This is a genomic window from Mesorhizobium sp. B2-3-7 (assembly GCF_006442695.1).
Classification (GTDB): domain Bacteria; phylum Pseudomonadota; class Alphaproteobacteria; order Rhizobiales; family Rhizobiaceae; genus Mesorhizobium.
The window spans coordinates 315,060-328,885 of record NZ_VFVV01000003.1 but is presented as its reverse complement, the minus strand read 5'-3'; the positions used below and the strand labels follow the sequence as shown (position 1 = coordinate 328,885).

Genomic DNA, 13,826 nt, shown 5'->3' with positions numbered 1-13,826 from the left:
TGTGGATACCATTTTGGGATACCAAGTCGGTATCCGTCATGGACCCACAGCCCGACCGCTGTCAATGCGGGCACGTGAAAAGGCAACAACGATGTCGCAGATGCACAACGTCGAACGGCAGCTCCGCGAGATGATCCTTGGACTTGAGATCGGCCCGGGTGAGAAACTCACCGAGCGCTGGATCGAAAGCCGCTTCGGCGCCTCGCGCACGCCGGTCAGGGCTGCGCTGCTGCGGCTCGAAACCGAAGGGCTGGTCGGCAGGGACGGGCGCGGCTGGACGGTCTCGCCCATCAACCTGGCCGAACTCGAGCAGATCGCGGTCTACCGCGAAGCGGTCGAGGTCGCGGCCTTGCGGCTGACATGCGGGCTTGCCGACAGAAGTGCCGTCGATGTCATCGAGGCTATGCTCGTCTCCTGCGACGACGACACTCCGCGCGAGGAATGGCATCGCGTCGGCATGGATTTCCACATCGAGCTGGCGCGACTGTCCGGCAATGAATTCCTGTTTCGGGCCGTCCGCGACGCGATGACCAGGCTTTCGCGCGCCCGTTGGCTGGAGGTACGCGATGGAGCGGCCCTTGGCCGCGCGTGGGCCGAACATCACGCCGTCCTGGCCGCCGTGCGGAGCGGCGATGCACAGGAAGCCGCGCGCTTGCTCTCGGAGCATATCGTGGGCAGTCGCGACCGTCTGTTGACGTCGCTGGCCAATGATCGCCGCGGCCTTCGCGCCAGGGGATTTGCCGTCGTGGCGGCATAATGCGGCCTGCAGGGCAGGCCACTCGCCGCCGAAAAAAGGACCACCGGCCCCGAGCCCCACTTTCGGCCTCGCTTCGCGGACGCCGATGGCGTAGGACCGGGCGATGGAAAACAACCGATTTGAAGTACCCGTGACCGTCAAATCAGTCACGGCGGGAAGTACACAGCTCTTACGCTCGGCCCGCGAGGCTTCCGACTATCTCATGAACAGCTGGCCCGGCAAGCGCACCCCCAAGCATCGCGCGGCGCTGCAGGCCTGCCACGATGCGCTGGCCGGCGACAAGCCGGCCATGAACGCAAGGCGCGCCTTTATCGCGGCGGCGCGTGAAGTGGACGTCTTCGTCAGCGACAAGGCGCCGGCCTGATCCAGGCCGGATTGCCGCCGCGCGCCGTCATTCCTCTGTTTCAATCTCGGCGTCAGTCTCGGGTTTCTGACGCTCCCGCGCCGCAGCCTTGGCCGCCAGCTTTTCGGCCTTCTTGGCCGCCTTCTGGCGATCGCGTTCTTTGCGTTCCTGATCGTAATTTGGTGCTCGTGCCATAGCGGCTCCTTTTTTGCTGTTCTTGTGGGCTGACTACGCGTCGTTCGCCTTCCGACGTCTCGGAGCCGGCACCAGGGTTCCTATAAGCTGCTTCGGTCGATCACAAGGTCGGCGGCGCCGAAACGCTCCTTTGCCGTCAGCTGCTGATGCCAATAGGGATAGAGCAGGGGCGGGCGGCTGACCGCGTCGAGGCGATCACGTTCTTCGCCGGCCAGCGTCAGGCTGGCCGCCGCGATATTGTCCCTGAACTGGGCCTCGTTGCGCCCGCCGATCACAAGCGAGCTGATAGCCGGCCGGCCAAGCAGCCAGGCAAGCGCCACCTGTGCGGCGGACACACCGCGGGCCTTGCCGATTTCGACCAGCACATCGACGATCCGCCACAGCCGGTCCTCGTCGCGGATTGGCGGTTCGGACCAGCCGGCGACCTGGCGCGCGGTCGGGCTGTCACGGTGATACTTGCCCGACAGCAGGCCTCCCGCCAGTGGGCTCCACACCAGCACGCCCAATCCCTGGTCGACCGAGATCGGCAGCAGCTCGTATTCGGCTTCGCGTGCTTCGAGCGTGTAGTGGATCTGCTGGGTGACGAAGCGCGGCTGATGGCGGGTGTCACTGATGGAGAGCGCCTTCATCACCTGCCAGCCGGAATAGTTGGAGCAGCCGACATAGCGGATCTTCCCCTGGCCGACCAGCGTGTCGAGCGCGGCGATGGTCTCTTCGAGTGGCGTCACGCCGTCCCATTCGTGCAGGAAATAGATGTCGATGACGTCGGTCTTGAGCCGCTTAAGGCTTTTCTCGCATTCGCGGATCAAATGATGGCGCGACAGGCCTTCGTCATTGGGACCGTCGCCGATGCGCATGCGCGCCTTCGAGGCGATCAGCACGTCGTTCCTGCGCTTGCCGCCGAGTGCCTCGCCGATGATCTCCTCCGACAGGCCGTCCGAATAGACATTGGCCGTGTCGATGAGATTGATGCCGGCATCGATGCACAGATCGATCATGCGCTTCGCCTCGGCGAGATCGCTGTTGCCCACAGCCGCGAACGGGCCGGCGCCGCCAAAGGTCATGGTGCCCATCGTCAGCGCCGAAACCTTCAGGCCGGAACGGCCGAGAGTGCGGTATTCCATGTCAGTCCTCGCGATTGAGAAGAATGGCCCGATCAGGTTGCTGGATTTGTAGGACAATCCGTGCGGCTTGTCGCCCTCCGGCCCCAGCACACCGATGAGCGGCCGTGGCGTGCCCCTGCAATAAAACCGTCATTGCCGGCCTATACTCAGTCGATCAGGGCGTTGCGCGCCGCCGTCAGGACGCGACCAGTGCGCCCGGTCGTTGCCGGAGGCGGCAGCTTGCAGATGGAGGAACACCGATGAATGAATCCATACCCAAGTCCGGCGCCCGGGACTGGCTGGAAGCCGAACTCGCCGACACGCTCGACGAGGACTATGAACTGGAGATGTCGGAACCGGCGCTGTCGCTGGAGATCGCCAGGATCTACAAGAACGCGCATCCGCCTTCTATCGACCGCATGCAGTATTTTCGCGACCTGATCGGGCTGCAATCCGAGCTGATCAAGCTGCAATCCTGGGTCGCCTACCACAAGAAGAAGCTTGTGGTGATCTTCGAAGGCCGCGATTCGGCTGGCAAGGGCGGCGTCATCAAGCGCATCACCCAGCGGCTCAACCCGCGGATCTGCCGCGTCGTGGCGCTTCCGGCACCGACCGAGCGAGAGACGTCGCAATGGTATTTCCAGCGTTATGTGCCGCAGCTGCCGGCCGGCGGCGAGATCGTTCTGTTCGACCGCTCCTGGTACAACCGTTCCGGCGTCGAGCGGGTGATGGGTTTCGCTGGGCCCGATCAGGTGGAGGAATTCTTCCGTGACGTGCCGGAGTTCGAGCGCATGCTGGTCCGTTCGGGCATCACGCTGGTCAAATACTGGTTCTCGATCACCGACGAGGAACAACAGATGCGCTTCCTGATGCGCATCCACGATCCGATGAAGCAGTGGAAGCTGTCGCCGATGGACCTGCAGTCGCGGGTGCGCTGGGAACAGTACACCAAGGCCAAGGAAGAGACCTTCGCCCGTACCAACATTCCGGAGGCGCCCTGGTTCATCGTCGAGGGCAACGACAAGAAGCGCGCCCGGCTGAACTGCATCGACCACCTCTTGCAGCAGGTTCCCTATGAAGAGGTGCCGCACGAGGAGATCACGCTGCCCGAGCGGGTCTTCAATCCCGAATACGAGCGCCAGGTGCTGCCGCGCGAGCTCTACGTGCCCGAGAAGTATTGAACGAGAGTTTGTCCTTCTCCCCGTATAGTGACGGGGAGAAAGGATCTGCACCAAGGGTTGCCAATTCCCACTGTCGCAGACAACTAATTCCTAAGTCCGCTTGATGACGACATGCGTGGCAAGCGGCGTCGCTACTTGTTCGCTGCACGCGTAGCCGAGCTTCGGCATATCAATCCCGGCGAAGAGGTGCTCGCCGGAGCCGAGCAGCACCGGCGAGATCGCCAGATGCATCTCGTCGATGAGCCTCTCCTGGAGGTACTGCCGGATGGTGGCGACGCCGCCGCCGACCCGCACATCGCTGCCATTGGCCGCTGCCCTTGCCTGCTCGAGCGCCGAATGGATGCCATCCGTAATGAAGTAAAAGGTCGTGCCGCCCTCCATGACGATCGGCTCGCGCGCATGGTGGGTCAGCACGAAGACCGGCACATGATAGGGCGGGTTGTCGCCCCACCAGCCCTTCCAGTTTTCGTCAGGCCATTCGCCGCGGATCGGCCCGAACATGTTGCGGCCGAGGATCCAGGCGCCGACATTCTCGAAGCTGCGCGCCGCGAACGCCTCGTTGATATCGGTTGTGCCGTCATCGTCTCCGAGCACCATCTTGCGGAAGGTGCGGGTACCGATCATCCATTTGTGCAGGGCTTCCCCACCGACGCCGAGCGGGTTTTTCAAATCCTGGTCGGGACCGGCGCCGTAACCGTCGAGCGACAAGGTGAATGCGTTGACGCGAAGTCTGGACATGGAAAGCCTCCTCAGACCAGTTGTATTTTGCAAGCAGTTACTTTCTAGCAAACCGATTGCAAATTGCAAGTAGTATTTTCCGCGATCGAAAAGATGCATATCCGTACTTCGCCTATGCGATGTCCAGAGTGTTGCCTGATGGTTGGTGCGGATGCCAAAATGGCGGTTGCCGAGACAGCCGCTATACCGGCTCATTTGCCGGTGGGTCCATGAAGAGCATATGGTTTGAAGGCGCTGGGGAAACTATGCTCTCAGCATCTCCGCCACCTCAGGGGCGAAATAGGTCAAAATGCCGTCGCAGCCGGCGCGTTTGAAGGCAAGAAGCGATTCCAGCATGACCTTTTCGCCGTCGATCCAGCCATTGGCGCCCGCCGCCTTGATCATCGAATATTCGCCCGACACCTGGTAGGCGAAGGTCGGCATCGCAAATTCGTCCTTCAGCCTGCGGATGATATCGAGATAGGGCAGGCCGGGCTTGACCATCAGCATGTCCGCGCCTTCGGCCAGGTCCTGCTCGGCTTCGCGCACCGCTTCGTCGGAATTGGCGTGGTCGATGTAATAGGTCTTCTTGTCGCCCTTGAGCAGGCCGGCCGTGCCGACCGCCTCGCGGTACGGCCCGTAGAAGGCGGAGGCGAATTTCGTCGCATAGGACATGATCGCCACGTCCTGAAAACCGTTTGCGTCGAGCGCGTCGCGGATGGCTCCGATGCGGCCGTCCATCATGTCGGACGGCGCGATGATGTCGGCGCCGGCCGCTGCTTGTATGACGGCCGCCGCGGTTACCTGTTCCACCGTCTCGTCATTGACGATGAGGCCGTCGCGCAGGATGCCGTCATGACCATGGCTGGTGAACGGGTCGAGCGCGGCGTCGGTGATGACGCCGATCTCAGGCACCGCGTCCTTGATCGCGCGCGTGGCGCGGTTGATGACGTTGTCGGGGTCGAGGATATGCGAGCCGGTCTCGTCGCGCAGCGAAATGTCCACATTGGGAAAGGTGGCAAGCGCGGGGATGCCGAGCTTCGCCGCGCGTTCGGCCTCCTTGACGGCAAGGTCGATCGACAGGCGGAAGACGCCCGGCATGGCGGCGATCGGCTCGCGCACTTGTCTGCCGTCGACGACGAAGATCGGCCAGATCAGGTCGTCGACGGAAAGCCTGTTCTCCTGCACCAGGCGCCGCGACCAGTCGGCCTTGCGCATGCGTCGCAAGCGGCGGCTGCCGGTGATGTCGTCGACGCTGCGCGCGCCGGCAGGTTTTGCGGGGGTGAATCTGTTCATCGCCAAAACTCTCGTTTGGCCGGCTTTTATCACGCACCCGTGGTGCTGACCAATGCGACACGTTTGTGCCAGCAATCCGGCCGGGTCCTTATTCGGGTTGCCCGTTGCCCGAAAGGATCTGCGCCGCACCGCGCATGCCGACACGGAACGCCTCGTCGAAGCCGACGCCGCGCACTTGCCAGGCGTAGGTCTTGCCGGCCTTCGCCAGCCGCCAGTCGGCGATCCAGCCCAACTCCTTGTCGCTCCAGACGATGCTGCCGGAAAGCGCTTGGTCGGCGCCGGCCATTTTCGCAACCGTGTCCAGCTTCGCCATGTCGGCCTCGCGCATGATCCTGTCGTCCAGCCCCGCCTTCGACAGCAGCGCTGCCGTTGGGAAGGTTACCTGCATGGCAACCGGCGCGGCGGCATTGCCGAACGACTCGCGCATCAGCACGCCGCGCTCGTCATCGGCATCGAGCGCGAAATGCTTGACGCCGCGCTCGGTCGACAAGAACACCGCCAGCCGTGGCCTTTCGGTCAGCCATGGCCTGCTGCCGAGCGAAGCCAGCACCGGATCGATCATCGCCGGGCTGTACTGGCAGTAGAGATTGTGAGGCCGATCATACGTGCCCTGATCGTCATGGTTGGGAATGCCTTCCATGCGATCGCGGTAGCGAAAGGCCGCCACGAAGCTGCCGGCCTTGTCGCGCAGCGCCGCCATCTCCGGTTTCGCCGGCAGGCGCTGGTCGCCGGAAACCCGGACCAGAACCGCGTCGAGGCAACGTTTGAAGCCGGCCTGGCGGTTCTTCTCGTACCGACCGTTGACGATGGTCTGCGACTGGTAAAGATCGGCGAGGCTTGCCGCCAGGGTCGGTTGCAAAGCCAGGCAAATGATGATCAGCCCGATCGTCATCGGCACGAGGCGCGCAAATCCAGCCATGAGCAACACCCCGTTGGAAACCCGCTACAGCTGCGCAGTCGCCGTGGTTCTCGGCGTTGCGGCCACAACGGCTCTTTTAGCACTAGGCTCCGGCACGAGCCAAGACGCGCTGCCGGCATGCCGGCATTGACGCGGCCATGGGCCACGCTTTAGCACTTCAGTCCCGGCGGAGCGGGGGAGGGATTCTTTCACGATGGATTTTGGCGGAGGCGACGAGATCCGCTTCGAACATCTGGGCCGGGCCGGCATCGTCACGTTGACGCGGCCGCGGGCACTCAATGCGGTCACGCACGGCATGGTCAATGCACTCGCCAAGGCATTGCACGCTTGGGAGCGGGACTGGAGCGTCGACGTCGTCGTCGTCAAGGCCGAGGGTAGGGCGTTTTCGGCCGGGGGCGACATTCTCCACATCTATGAGGCCGGCCGGGCCGGTAAGCCGCCTGTCGAGTTCTTCGCCGACGAGTATCGGCTGAACGCCCAGATCGCGCGTTTCAAAAAACCCTATGTGGCGCTGATCGACGGCATCGTCATGGGCGGCGGCGTCGGCATCTCCTTTCATGGATCGCACCGGGTGATGACGGAAAATGCGCAGTTCGCCATGCCGGAGGTGGGTATCGGCTTTTTCCCGGATGTCGGCGCCAGCCATCTGCTGCCCGATCTTGGAGGTTCCTTCGGCATGTACCTGGCGCTGACCGGCAATCGTATCCGCTATGGCGACGCGTTGTGGTCCGGGCTGGCCACGCATACGATCAAGGCGCAGGACCAGGCTGGCTTTCTCGACCAGCTCGCCGCCACCGGCGATCCCGAATCGGTGCTGCGCGGCTTCTTCATCCCGGCGAAGCGCGAGACGGACAGGCAGGTGCTGGAGGCGATCGCCCATCACTTCGCGCAGGCGTCGCTTGCCGATATCATCGGCAGCCTGGAGCAGGCGGCAGGGAGCGATGAGTTTGCGGCAAGGACGCTGGCGACGATCCTGACGCGCTCGCCGACCAGCCTTCGTGTCGCCTGGCGCCAGATCACTGCCGGCCTGACGCTGCCGATGGATCAATGCATGAAGATGGAGTTCCGCATCCTCAACCGGATGCTCGCGGGCCACGATTTCTACGAAGGCATACGCGCCACCATCATCGAAAAGGGTTCCAAGCCGCAATGGCTGCCGGCAACCCTCGATGCGGTCGACGACGCGGATGTCGATGCCTATTTTGCCTCGCTCGGTGAACGGGAACTCGCGCTATGAGTGAGGTGACGTCCAGACGCGTCGTGCTTCAGCCTTCAGGGGTGGAGGTTATCTTCGCCTGGTTCCAGCGAATCATATCAGGATACTGCCTGCTGTTCGGTATCCTGTACTGGATCAGGCTTATCGGCTTCTATCCCGGCTCGCTGTGGCGCTTCGACCTGATGCCGGTCCACTGGCAGGTGGCAGCGGTGATGCTCGCCGTGTTTTTTCCCTTTGCCGCAGCCGGCCTATGGATGCTGGCTTCCTGGGGGCCGGTGATTTGGTTCATCTGCGCCGCGACGGAGATCGTCATGTATGCCGGCTTTCCCGAACTCTTCGGCCGCCGCCCGCTCATCGTCGTCTCGCATGCGGGGGTGGCGCTGCTCTATGTCGTTTTCCGCCTCGTCATCTATCTGCAGAAGCGGTCGCCCCGGACCTGAAGCCGGCACGCGCCGCCGGCGATCCGGCGGATCGGATTTCGCCCTGAAATCATTGGCTAAATCTTTAGGTTAATTATCCTTGCTCGAGTGACCGTTCGTTAAGCGTCTTGCGAAACCTATTACCGGTAAGCTCTTGTTAGCCTTGGCGTTTAAGTCGAATTTTATGAGTATTCGATAGTGTCGCGATCAAGGTGAAAAACAAAAAATCACCAGGGCGACAAACGAGAGGCAAAGACAATGATCAATTCGCGTCCGGCGGCAAAGACCGCCAACGTTTCCGACGATCGCCGCGAGGCAATCCGTTCCCTTTACATGGAATCGCTCCAACTGGTCGAGCGCCTGCACCGCCGTCTGCTCGACGTGATCAAGGACGAGTTCGACCGCAATGGCCGTTCCGACATCAACGCCATCCAGGCGCTGCTGCTCTTCAACATCGGCAATTCGGAGCTGACTGCCGGCGAGTTGCGCTCGCGGGGCTACTATCTCGGCTCGAACGTCTCCTACAATCTCAAGAAGCTTGTCGATCTCGGCTTCATCAACCACCAGCGCTCGCGCATCGACCGTCGTTCGGTCCGCGTCTCGCTGACGCCGAAGGGCAACGAGGTGGCGGACGTGGTCGCCGGTCTCTATGAGCGCCATGTCGGCTCGATCGAGCAGGTCGGCGGCATCAACACCGATGAATTCAAGCAGATGAACCGCGCCCTCCAGCGCCTCGACCGCTTCTGGAACGACACCATCGCTTACCGGATGTAAGCCACATCCCCAATCAGAAGCCGCGCCACAGAAGCGCGGCCGCAACAGCGACCTCCAGTCAGGGCCGGTGCCGAAAAGCATCGGTCTTTTCTTTTCGTTGCGCTGGCCGAAGCAAATTGCGGGCCAAGGCCACGTTGCCGCCATATTCCAATGGAACCGAAGATGACAGTGATGCTGTGGTGAAGACCATGAGTTCACCCGCAGCCGCGTAGCCTTGCGCGTTTTCACACCGAGGTGATGCGGACCATGGTTGGCTAATTGTTAAGATTGCCAATTTTAGAGTGCGGGCGAGATCGCCCGATGATCAACGCAGCAAGTGTTCGAACTGCTACAAATGTCTGGAACGTCCATGAGAACCAGCCGCCGTTTCTTCCTTTCCGGAGCCTCCGCGCTCGCAGCCGCCGTTGTTGCCGGCCGCGCCAGCGCGCAGGATGTGATCGGGGACATCCTGAAGTCCTCGGCGCGCGGCAACTGGGACGATCAGTTCGACGCCCGCGCCAGCGCAGGCGGCAAGGTGGCCTCGACGCTGCCGATCTTCAGCCCGCAGACCGTGGCCTTCACCGAGCAGGCTGTGGCGCAGTACCAGAACATTGTCGGGCAGGGCGGCTGGGTCGAGGTTCCCGCGACCAAGAAACTGCAGCTCGGCGTCGACGATCCCGATGTCGTGCCGCTGCGCAAGCGCCTGATGGTCGCCGGCGACCTGTCGCAGAGCGCCGGCATCTCGACGGCCTTCGATTCCTATGTCGACTCGGCGGTCAAGCGCTTCCAATTGCGCCACGGCCTGCCGGCCGACGGAGCGCTGGGCAAATATACCTACGCGGCGATGAACGTTTCGGCGCAGATCCGGCTCGGCCAGTTGCAAACCAATCTCCAGCGATTGAAGGAGAAGGCGGGCACGCTTGGCAGCCGTTATGTGCTGGTCGATATTCCGGCAGCGCAGGTCGAGGCGGTCGAGAACGATCGCGTCGTGCTTCGCCATACCGCGATCGTCGGCAAGATCGATCGCCAGACACCGATCGTCAATTCCAAGATCAACGAGATCATCGTCAATCCATATTGGAACGCGCCGGTGTCGATCGTGCGCAAGGACATCATCCCATTGATGCGCAAGGACCCCGATTATCTCAAGAACAGCCATATTCGCCTGTTTGCGCCAGACGGCAGCGAAGTCGATCCGATGAATGTGGACTGGTCGACCGATGACGCGGCCAAGTACCGTTTCCGCCAGGACCCCGGTTCGGACAACGCCATGGCGTCGGTGAAGATCAATTTCCCGAGCCCGGACGGTGTCTACATGCACGATACGCCGCAGCAGAGCCTGTTCGGCAAGATGATGCGCTTCGATTCCTCGGGTTGCGTGCGCGTGCAGAACGTGCGCGACCTCGTCACCTGGATCCTGCGCGACACGCCCGGCTGGGACCGTCAGCATTTCGAGGCTGCGATCAAGACCGGCGAAAACACGCCGGTCCAGGTCACCAACCCGGTGCCGGTGCATTTCCTCTATCTCTCGGCCTGGTCGACGGGCCCCGGCGTCGTCCAGTTCCGCGACGACATATATGGCCTCGACGGAAACAACGAGCTGCAGATCACTTCGTCGCTCTAAGCGATTGATTATTCAGGGAAAAGGCCGCTCTTGAGCGGCCTTTTTCTGTCGCCGCCGCTAGGCCGTTCACACCGCCGCTGACCTCCAACTCTGCGTAGGCGCGCTCCGGCTGGACGAAGCGCGGGCGATTGCGCATGGTCGGCAAAACTGCCGGAATCGGACCATGCAAGTTGCCGTCTTCATCCTCGTCGTGCTCGTCCTAGTGGCGCTTTCCGGTGCATTGGTGCGGCTGGTGCGGGTGCCGCTGCCGGTGCTGCAGATCGCCATGGGTGCTGCGCTGGCCTGGCCGGCGCGCGGGCTGCATGTCGAGATCGATCCGGAACTGTTCCTGCTCGTATTCATTCCGCCGCTTCTGTTCGCCGATGCCTTTGCTGCGCCCAAACGCGAGCTTGTCGCCTTGCGTGGCCCTATCCTCGACCTTGCCATTGGACTGGTCTTCTTCACCATCGTCGGATTTGGCTACGCCTTGCATTGGCTCGTGCCCAGCATCCCGCTCGTCGTCGCTTTCGCGCTCGCCGCGGTGCTGTCGCCGACCGACGCGGTGGCGGTGTCTTCCATAGTCGACAGGAACATCGTTCCGGCGCGGCTGATGCACATATTGGAAGGCGAGTCGCTGCTCAACGACGCGTCGGGTCTGGTCATGTTCCGCTTTGCCGTGGTGGCGGCATTGACCGGCAGCTTTTCCTTTGCCGCGGCCTCGCTGAGCTTTCTCTATGCCGTGGCTGCCGGCATCCTCGCCGGCATGGCGGCGCTGTTCGTTGCCGCCAAGGCGCTGCAACTGCTCAACCGCATCGGCGGCGTGCCGGCGGAGGCGCAGGTTCTGGTCATGATCCTGGTGCCTTTCGTCTCCTATCTCGGCGCCGAGCATATCGGCGCCTCGGGCATCCTGGCGGCGGTCACCGCCGGCCTGTTGACCGGAGTTTCCGGCATGTTCCGCTTTCTCGGTGTCTCGGCGCGCATGCAGACGATGTCGCTGTGGTCGACGCTGTCCTTCGTCTTCAACGGCGCGCTCTTCATTCTGCTTGGCCTGCAATTTCCCGATATCATCCGTAAGGTGCCGCCGGAGTTGTCCAGCCGGCACTGGATCATCGAGCCGGTGCTGACAGTCCTGCTGCTGACCCTTTGCCTGATCGGCCTGCGTTTCCTGTGGATATGGATCGGCGACATGGCGGGCGCCATGGCGGCGCGGCTCGGCAAGCGAAAGGCCGAGCCGTTCGGCCTGCGCGTGCGGCTCGCCGGATCGGTCGCCGGCGTGCGCGGAGCGATCACGTTGGCCGGTATCCTGTCGCTGCCGCTCACCTTGCAGGACGGCTCGCCGTTCCCGGCCCGCGACGTGGTGATCTTCCTCGCCGCCGGGGTCATCATCTGCTCGCTGGCCATCGCCAGCCTCGCGCTGCCGAAGATCGCTCGCGGGCTGGTCGAACCGGGCGAGGACCCGGCAGCGGCCGAGGAGCGCCGGGCGCGGGTCGGCGCAGCCAATGCGGCGATCGCCAGGATCGAGAGCATCGCCAATGAGGCAGGCGAGGGCGGGGCCGTCGAGGCACGGCTCGCCGTTGCCGACAGCATCGTCGCCGGCTACCGGCGCCGCATCGCCGCCTCCGACGAGGCCGACGAAGCGCGTGCCGAGGCGCGTGAGGCGAGCCGTCTGGAGCTTGAACTCAGGGCGGCCGGCATAGAAGCCGAGCGCGCCGCGCTACGCGCCATGTTTCTCAGCCGCGAGATCAATGACCATACGATGCGGGCGCTGTTTTCCGAGATCACCTTGACCGAGGCTCTTCTGAAGCAGCGGCGCGACAGGAAATAACGGTTCGCCGCTCTGCTTGCCGCAATCGGGCCAGCAAATTTCGCGCCGCAAACGTGGCGAGGCGAAAACAACTGTGTTAATGGCGCGGCGAACCCAATCCTGTCACACAAAAATGTGCAGGGGTTTGGGACAACGGCATGCGCAAGACAAAACCGACCTCCGGACCTAAGGAATTCAGGCCATGGCAACAGCAGCGGCAGCGTCGAACAAATTCGAATCCTTCTTCGAAACCACGCTGGAAGATGCCGATCCGGAAATTTTCGGCGCGATCCGCAACGAACTCGGACGCCAGCGCCACGAGATCGAACTGATCGCGTCTGAGAACATCGTCTCGCGCGCCGTGCTCGAAGCGCAGGGTTCGATCATGACCAACAAATACGCCGAGGGTTATCCGGGCAAGCGCTACTATGGCGGCTGCCAGTTCGTGGATGTCGCCGAGGAGCTGGCGATCGAGCGCGCGAAAAAACTGTTCGGCTGCAACTTCGCCAATGTGCAGCCCAATTCCGGCAGCCAGATGAACCAGGCGGTGTTCCTGGCTCTCTTGCAGCCGGGGGACACCTTCATGGGCCTCGACCTCAATTCCGGCGGGCATTTGACGCACGGCTCGCCAGTCAACATGAGCGGCAAATGGTTCAAGGTCGTGTCCTACGGCGTGCGCAAGGACGACCACCTGCTCGACATGGACGCCATCGAGAAGACGGCGCATGAGACGAAGCCGAAGCTGATCCTGGCCGGCGGCACCGCCTATTCGCGCATCTGGGACTGGAAGCGCTTTCGCGAGATCGCCGATGCGGTCGGCGCCTACCTCATGGTTGATATGGCCCACATCGCCGGCCTCGTCGCCGGCGGCGTGCATCCCTCGCCGCTGCCGCATGCCCATGTGGTGACGACCACCACGCACAAGTCGCTGCGCGGCCCGCGCGGCGGCATGATCCTGTGCAACGACGAGGAGATCGCCAAGAAGATGAACTCGGCGGTGTTCCCCGGCCTGCAGGGCGGACCGCTGATGCATGTCATCGCCGCCAAGGCGGTTGCCTTCGGCGAGGCGCTGAAGCCGAGCTTCAAGCTCTATGCCGAGAGCGTCGCCGCCAACGCCAAGGCGCTGGCGTCCAGCCTACAGGAGACTGGCCTCGACATCGTGTCGGGCGGCACCGACAACCACCTGATGCTGGTCGACCTGCGCCCCAAGAATGCCACCGGCAAGCGCGCCGAGGCAGCGCTTGGGCGCGCCAACATCACTTGCAACAAGAACGGCATCCCCTTCGACCCGGAAAAGCCCTTCGTCACCTCCGGCGTGCGGCTCGGCACGCCCGCCGGCACAACGCGCGGCTTCGGCCAGGCCGAGTTCCGCGAAATAGGCAAGCTGATCGCCGAGGTGCTGGATGGCCTCAAGGCCGCCAATTCCGATGAGGGCAATGCCTCGGTCGAGGCCGCGGTCAAGGCCAAGGTCGTGGCGCTGACCGATCGATTCCCGCTCTACCCTTATCTCGGTTGACCTC

At 63.0% G+C, this 13,826-nt stretch carries 14 protein-coding genes; 9 read left to right on the top strand and 5 right to left on the bottom strand.

Going from position 1 to position 13,826, the window contains the following annotated elements; translation table 11 throughout:
* Window positions 1–91 precede the first annotated feature (91 nt).
* Both FJ940_RS08490 and FJ940_RS08485 read left to right on the top strand, forming a co-directional pair.
* Window positions 92–757, top strand: coding sequence for a GntR family transcriptional regulator (locus FJ940_RS08490; RefSeq protein ID WP_140547575.1), 666 nt, complete (start codon window positions 92–94; stop codon window positions 755–757).
* Between the two features lie 130 nt (window positions 758–887).
* Window positions 888–1,121 (top strand): DUF982 domain-containing protein, encoded by a 234-nt coding sequence (locus FJ940_RS08485; protein WP_246670991.1) that lies wholly within the window; start codon window positions 888–890, stop codon window positions 1,119–1,121.
* 27 nt (window positions 1,122–1,148) lie between these two features.
* On the opposite strand, the gene FJ940_RS08480 is transcribed toward FJ940_RS08485, so the two are convergent.
* Together FJ940_RS08480 and FJ940_RS08475 are read right to left on the bottom strand one after the other, a co-directional pair.
* Window positions 1,149–1,295: a hypothetical protein gene (locus tag FJ940_RS08480; RefSeq protein ID WP_140494066.1), complete on the bottom strand. Its 147-nt coding sequence runs from the start codon at window positions 1,293–1,295 to the stop codon at window positions 1,149–1,151.
* An 80-nt stretch (window positions 1,296–1,375) separates the two neighbouring features.
* Window positions 1,376–2,419 (bottom strand): aldo/keto reductase, encoded by a 1,044-nt coding sequence (locus tag FJ940_RS08475; RefSeq protein ID WP_140560568.1) that lies wholly within the window; start codon window positions 2,417–2,419, stop codon window positions 1,376–1,378.
* 239 nt (window positions 2,420–2,658) lie between these two features.
* On the opposite strand from FJ940_RS08475, the gene ppk2 reads away from it, so the two are divergent.
* Window positions 2,659–3,579: a polyphosphate kinase 2 gene (gene ppk2, locus FJ940_RS08470; protein ID WP_140656126.1), complete on the top strand. Its 921-nt coding sequence runs from the start codon at window positions 2,659–2,661 to the stop codon at window positions 3,577–3,579.
* Window positions 3,580–3,669: 90 nt separating this feature from the next.
* Here the strand turns inward: ppk2 and FJ940_RS08465 are convergent, their stop codons facing one another.
* The 3 genes from FJ940_RS08465 to FJ940_RS08455 all read right to left on the bottom strand — a co-directional run bounded on the left by FJ940_RS08465 (window position 3,670) and on the right by FJ940_RS08455 (window position 6,511).
* Window positions 3,670–4,317 (bottom strand): dihydrofolate reductase family protein, encoded by a 648-nt coding sequence (locus FJ940_RS08465; protein ID WP_140494060.1) that lies wholly within the window; start codon window positions 4,315–4,317, stop codon window positions 3,670–3,672.
* A gap of 243 nt (window positions 4,318–4,560) precedes the next feature.
* Window positions 4,561–5,592, bottom strand: coding sequence for a porphobilinogen synthase (hemB, locus tag FJ940_RS08460; protein WP_140494058.1), 1,032 nt, complete (start codon window positions 5,590–5,592; stop codon window positions 4,561–4,563).
* A gap of 88 nt (window positions 5,593–5,680) precedes the next feature.
* Window positions 5,681–6,511, bottom strand: coding sequence for a DUF2066 domain-containing protein (locus FJ940_RS08455; protein ID WP_140494056.1), 831 nt, complete (start codon window positions 6,509–6,511; stop codon window positions 5,681–5,683).
* Between the two features lie 193 nt (window positions 6,512–6,704).
* On the opposite strand from FJ940_RS08455, the gene FJ940_RS08450 reads away from it, so the two are divergent.
* The 6 genes from FJ940_RS08450 to glyA all read left to right on the top strand — a co-directional run bounded on the left by FJ940_RS08450 (window position 6,705) and on the right by glyA (window position 13,822).
* A complete protein-coding gene (locus tag FJ940_RS08450) occupies window positions 6,705–7,748 on the top strand; it encodes an enoyl-CoA hydratase/isomerase family protein (RefSeq protein WP_140494054.1) in 1,044 nt (347 codons plus the stop codon).
* On the top strand, window positions 7,745–8,167 hold the full coding sequence (locus FJ940_RS08445; protein ID WP_140494052.1) for a DUF6163 family protein: 423 nt from the start codon (window positions 7,745–7,747) through the stop codon (window positions 8,165–8,167). Before FJ940_RS08450 ends, FJ940_RS08445 begins: the two co-directional genes overlap by 4 nt.
* Window positions 8,168–8,404: 237 nt before the next feature.
* A complete protein-coding gene (locus FJ940_RS08440; protein ID WP_013896002.1) occupies window positions 8,405–8,920 on the top strand; it encodes a winged helix DNA-binding protein in 516 nt (171 codons plus the stop codon).
* Window positions 8,921–9,269: 349 nt separating this feature from the next.
* The gene (locus tag FJ940_RS08435; protein WP_140494050.1) at window positions 9,270–10,523 is read left to right on the top strand and encodes a murein L,D-transpeptidase; all 1,254 of its coding nucleotides are present in this window, start codon (window positions 9,270–9,272) and stop codon (window positions 10,521–10,523) included.
* Window positions 10,524–10,686: 163 nt separating this feature from the next.
* Entirely contained in the window at window positions 10,687–12,327 is a 1,641-nt protein-coding gene (locus FJ940_RS08430) for a Na+/H+ antiporter (RefSeq protein WP_140494048.1), read from the top strand.
* 181 nt (window positions 12,328–12,508) lie between these two features.
* The gene (gene glyA, locus FJ940_RS08425; RefSeq protein ID WP_140494046.1) at window positions 12,509–13,822 is read left to right on the top strand and encodes a serine hydroxymethyltransferase; all 1,314 of its coding nucleotides are present in this window, start codon (window positions 12,509–12,511) and stop codon (window positions 13,820–13,822) included.
* Window positions 13,823–13,826 lie beyond the last annotated feature (4 nt).

Bases quoted from the DNA above. Each gene is read 5' to 3' on its own strand.
- FJ940_RS08440 (WP_013896002.1), top strand. From the start codon at position 8,405: ATGATCAATTCGCGTCCGGCGGCAAAGACCGCCAACGTTTCCGACGAT.
- ppk2 (WP_140656126.1), top strand. From the start codon at position 2,659: ATGAATGAATCCATACCCAAGTCCGGCGCCCGGGACTGGCTGGAAGCC.
- glyA (WP_140494046.1), top strand. From the start codon at position 12,509: ATGGCAACAGCAGCGGCAGCGTCGAACAAATTCGAATCCTTCTTCGAA.
- FJ940_RS08435 (WP_140494050.1), top strand. From the start codon at position 9,270: ATGAGAACCAGCCGCCGTTTCTTCCTTTCCGGAGCCTCCGCGCTCGCA.
- FJ940_RS08490 (WP_140547575.1), top strand. From the start codon at position 92: ATGTCGCAGATGCACAACGTCGAACGGCAGCTCCGCGAGATGATCCTT.
- FJ940_RS08455 (WP_140494056.1), bottom strand. From the start codon at position 6,511: ATGGCTGGATTTGCGCGCCTCGTGCCGATGACGATCGGGCTGATCATC.
- FJ940_RS08450 (WP_140494054.1), top strand. From the start codon at position 6,705: ATGGATTTTGGCGGAGGCGACGAGATCCGCTTCGAACATCTGGGCCGG.
- FJ940_RS08480 (WP_140494066.1), bottom strand. From the start codon at position 1,295: ATGGCACGAGCACCAAATTACGATCAGGAACGCAAAGAACGCGATCGC.
- FJ940_RS08475 (WP_140560568.1), bottom strand. From the start codon at position 2,419: ATGGAATACCGCACTCTCGGCCGTTCCGGCCTGAAGGTTTCGGCGCTG.
- FJ940_RS08445 (WP_140494052.1), top strand. From the start codon at position 7,745: ATGAGTGAGGTGACGTCCAGACGCGTCGTGCTTCAGCCTTCAGGGGTG.
- FJ940_RS08465 (WP_140494060.1), bottom strand. From the start codon at position 4,317: ATGTCCAGACTTCGCGTCAACGCATTCACCTTGTCGCTCGACGGTTAC.
- FJ940_RS08430 (WP_140494048.1), top strand. From the start codon at position 10,687: ATGCAAGTTGCCGTCTTCATCCTCGTCGTGCTCGTCCTAGTGGCGCTT.
- hemB (WP_140494058.1), bottom strand. From the start codon at position 5,592: ATGAACAGATTCACCCCCGCAAAACCTGCCGGCGCGCGCAGCGTCGAC.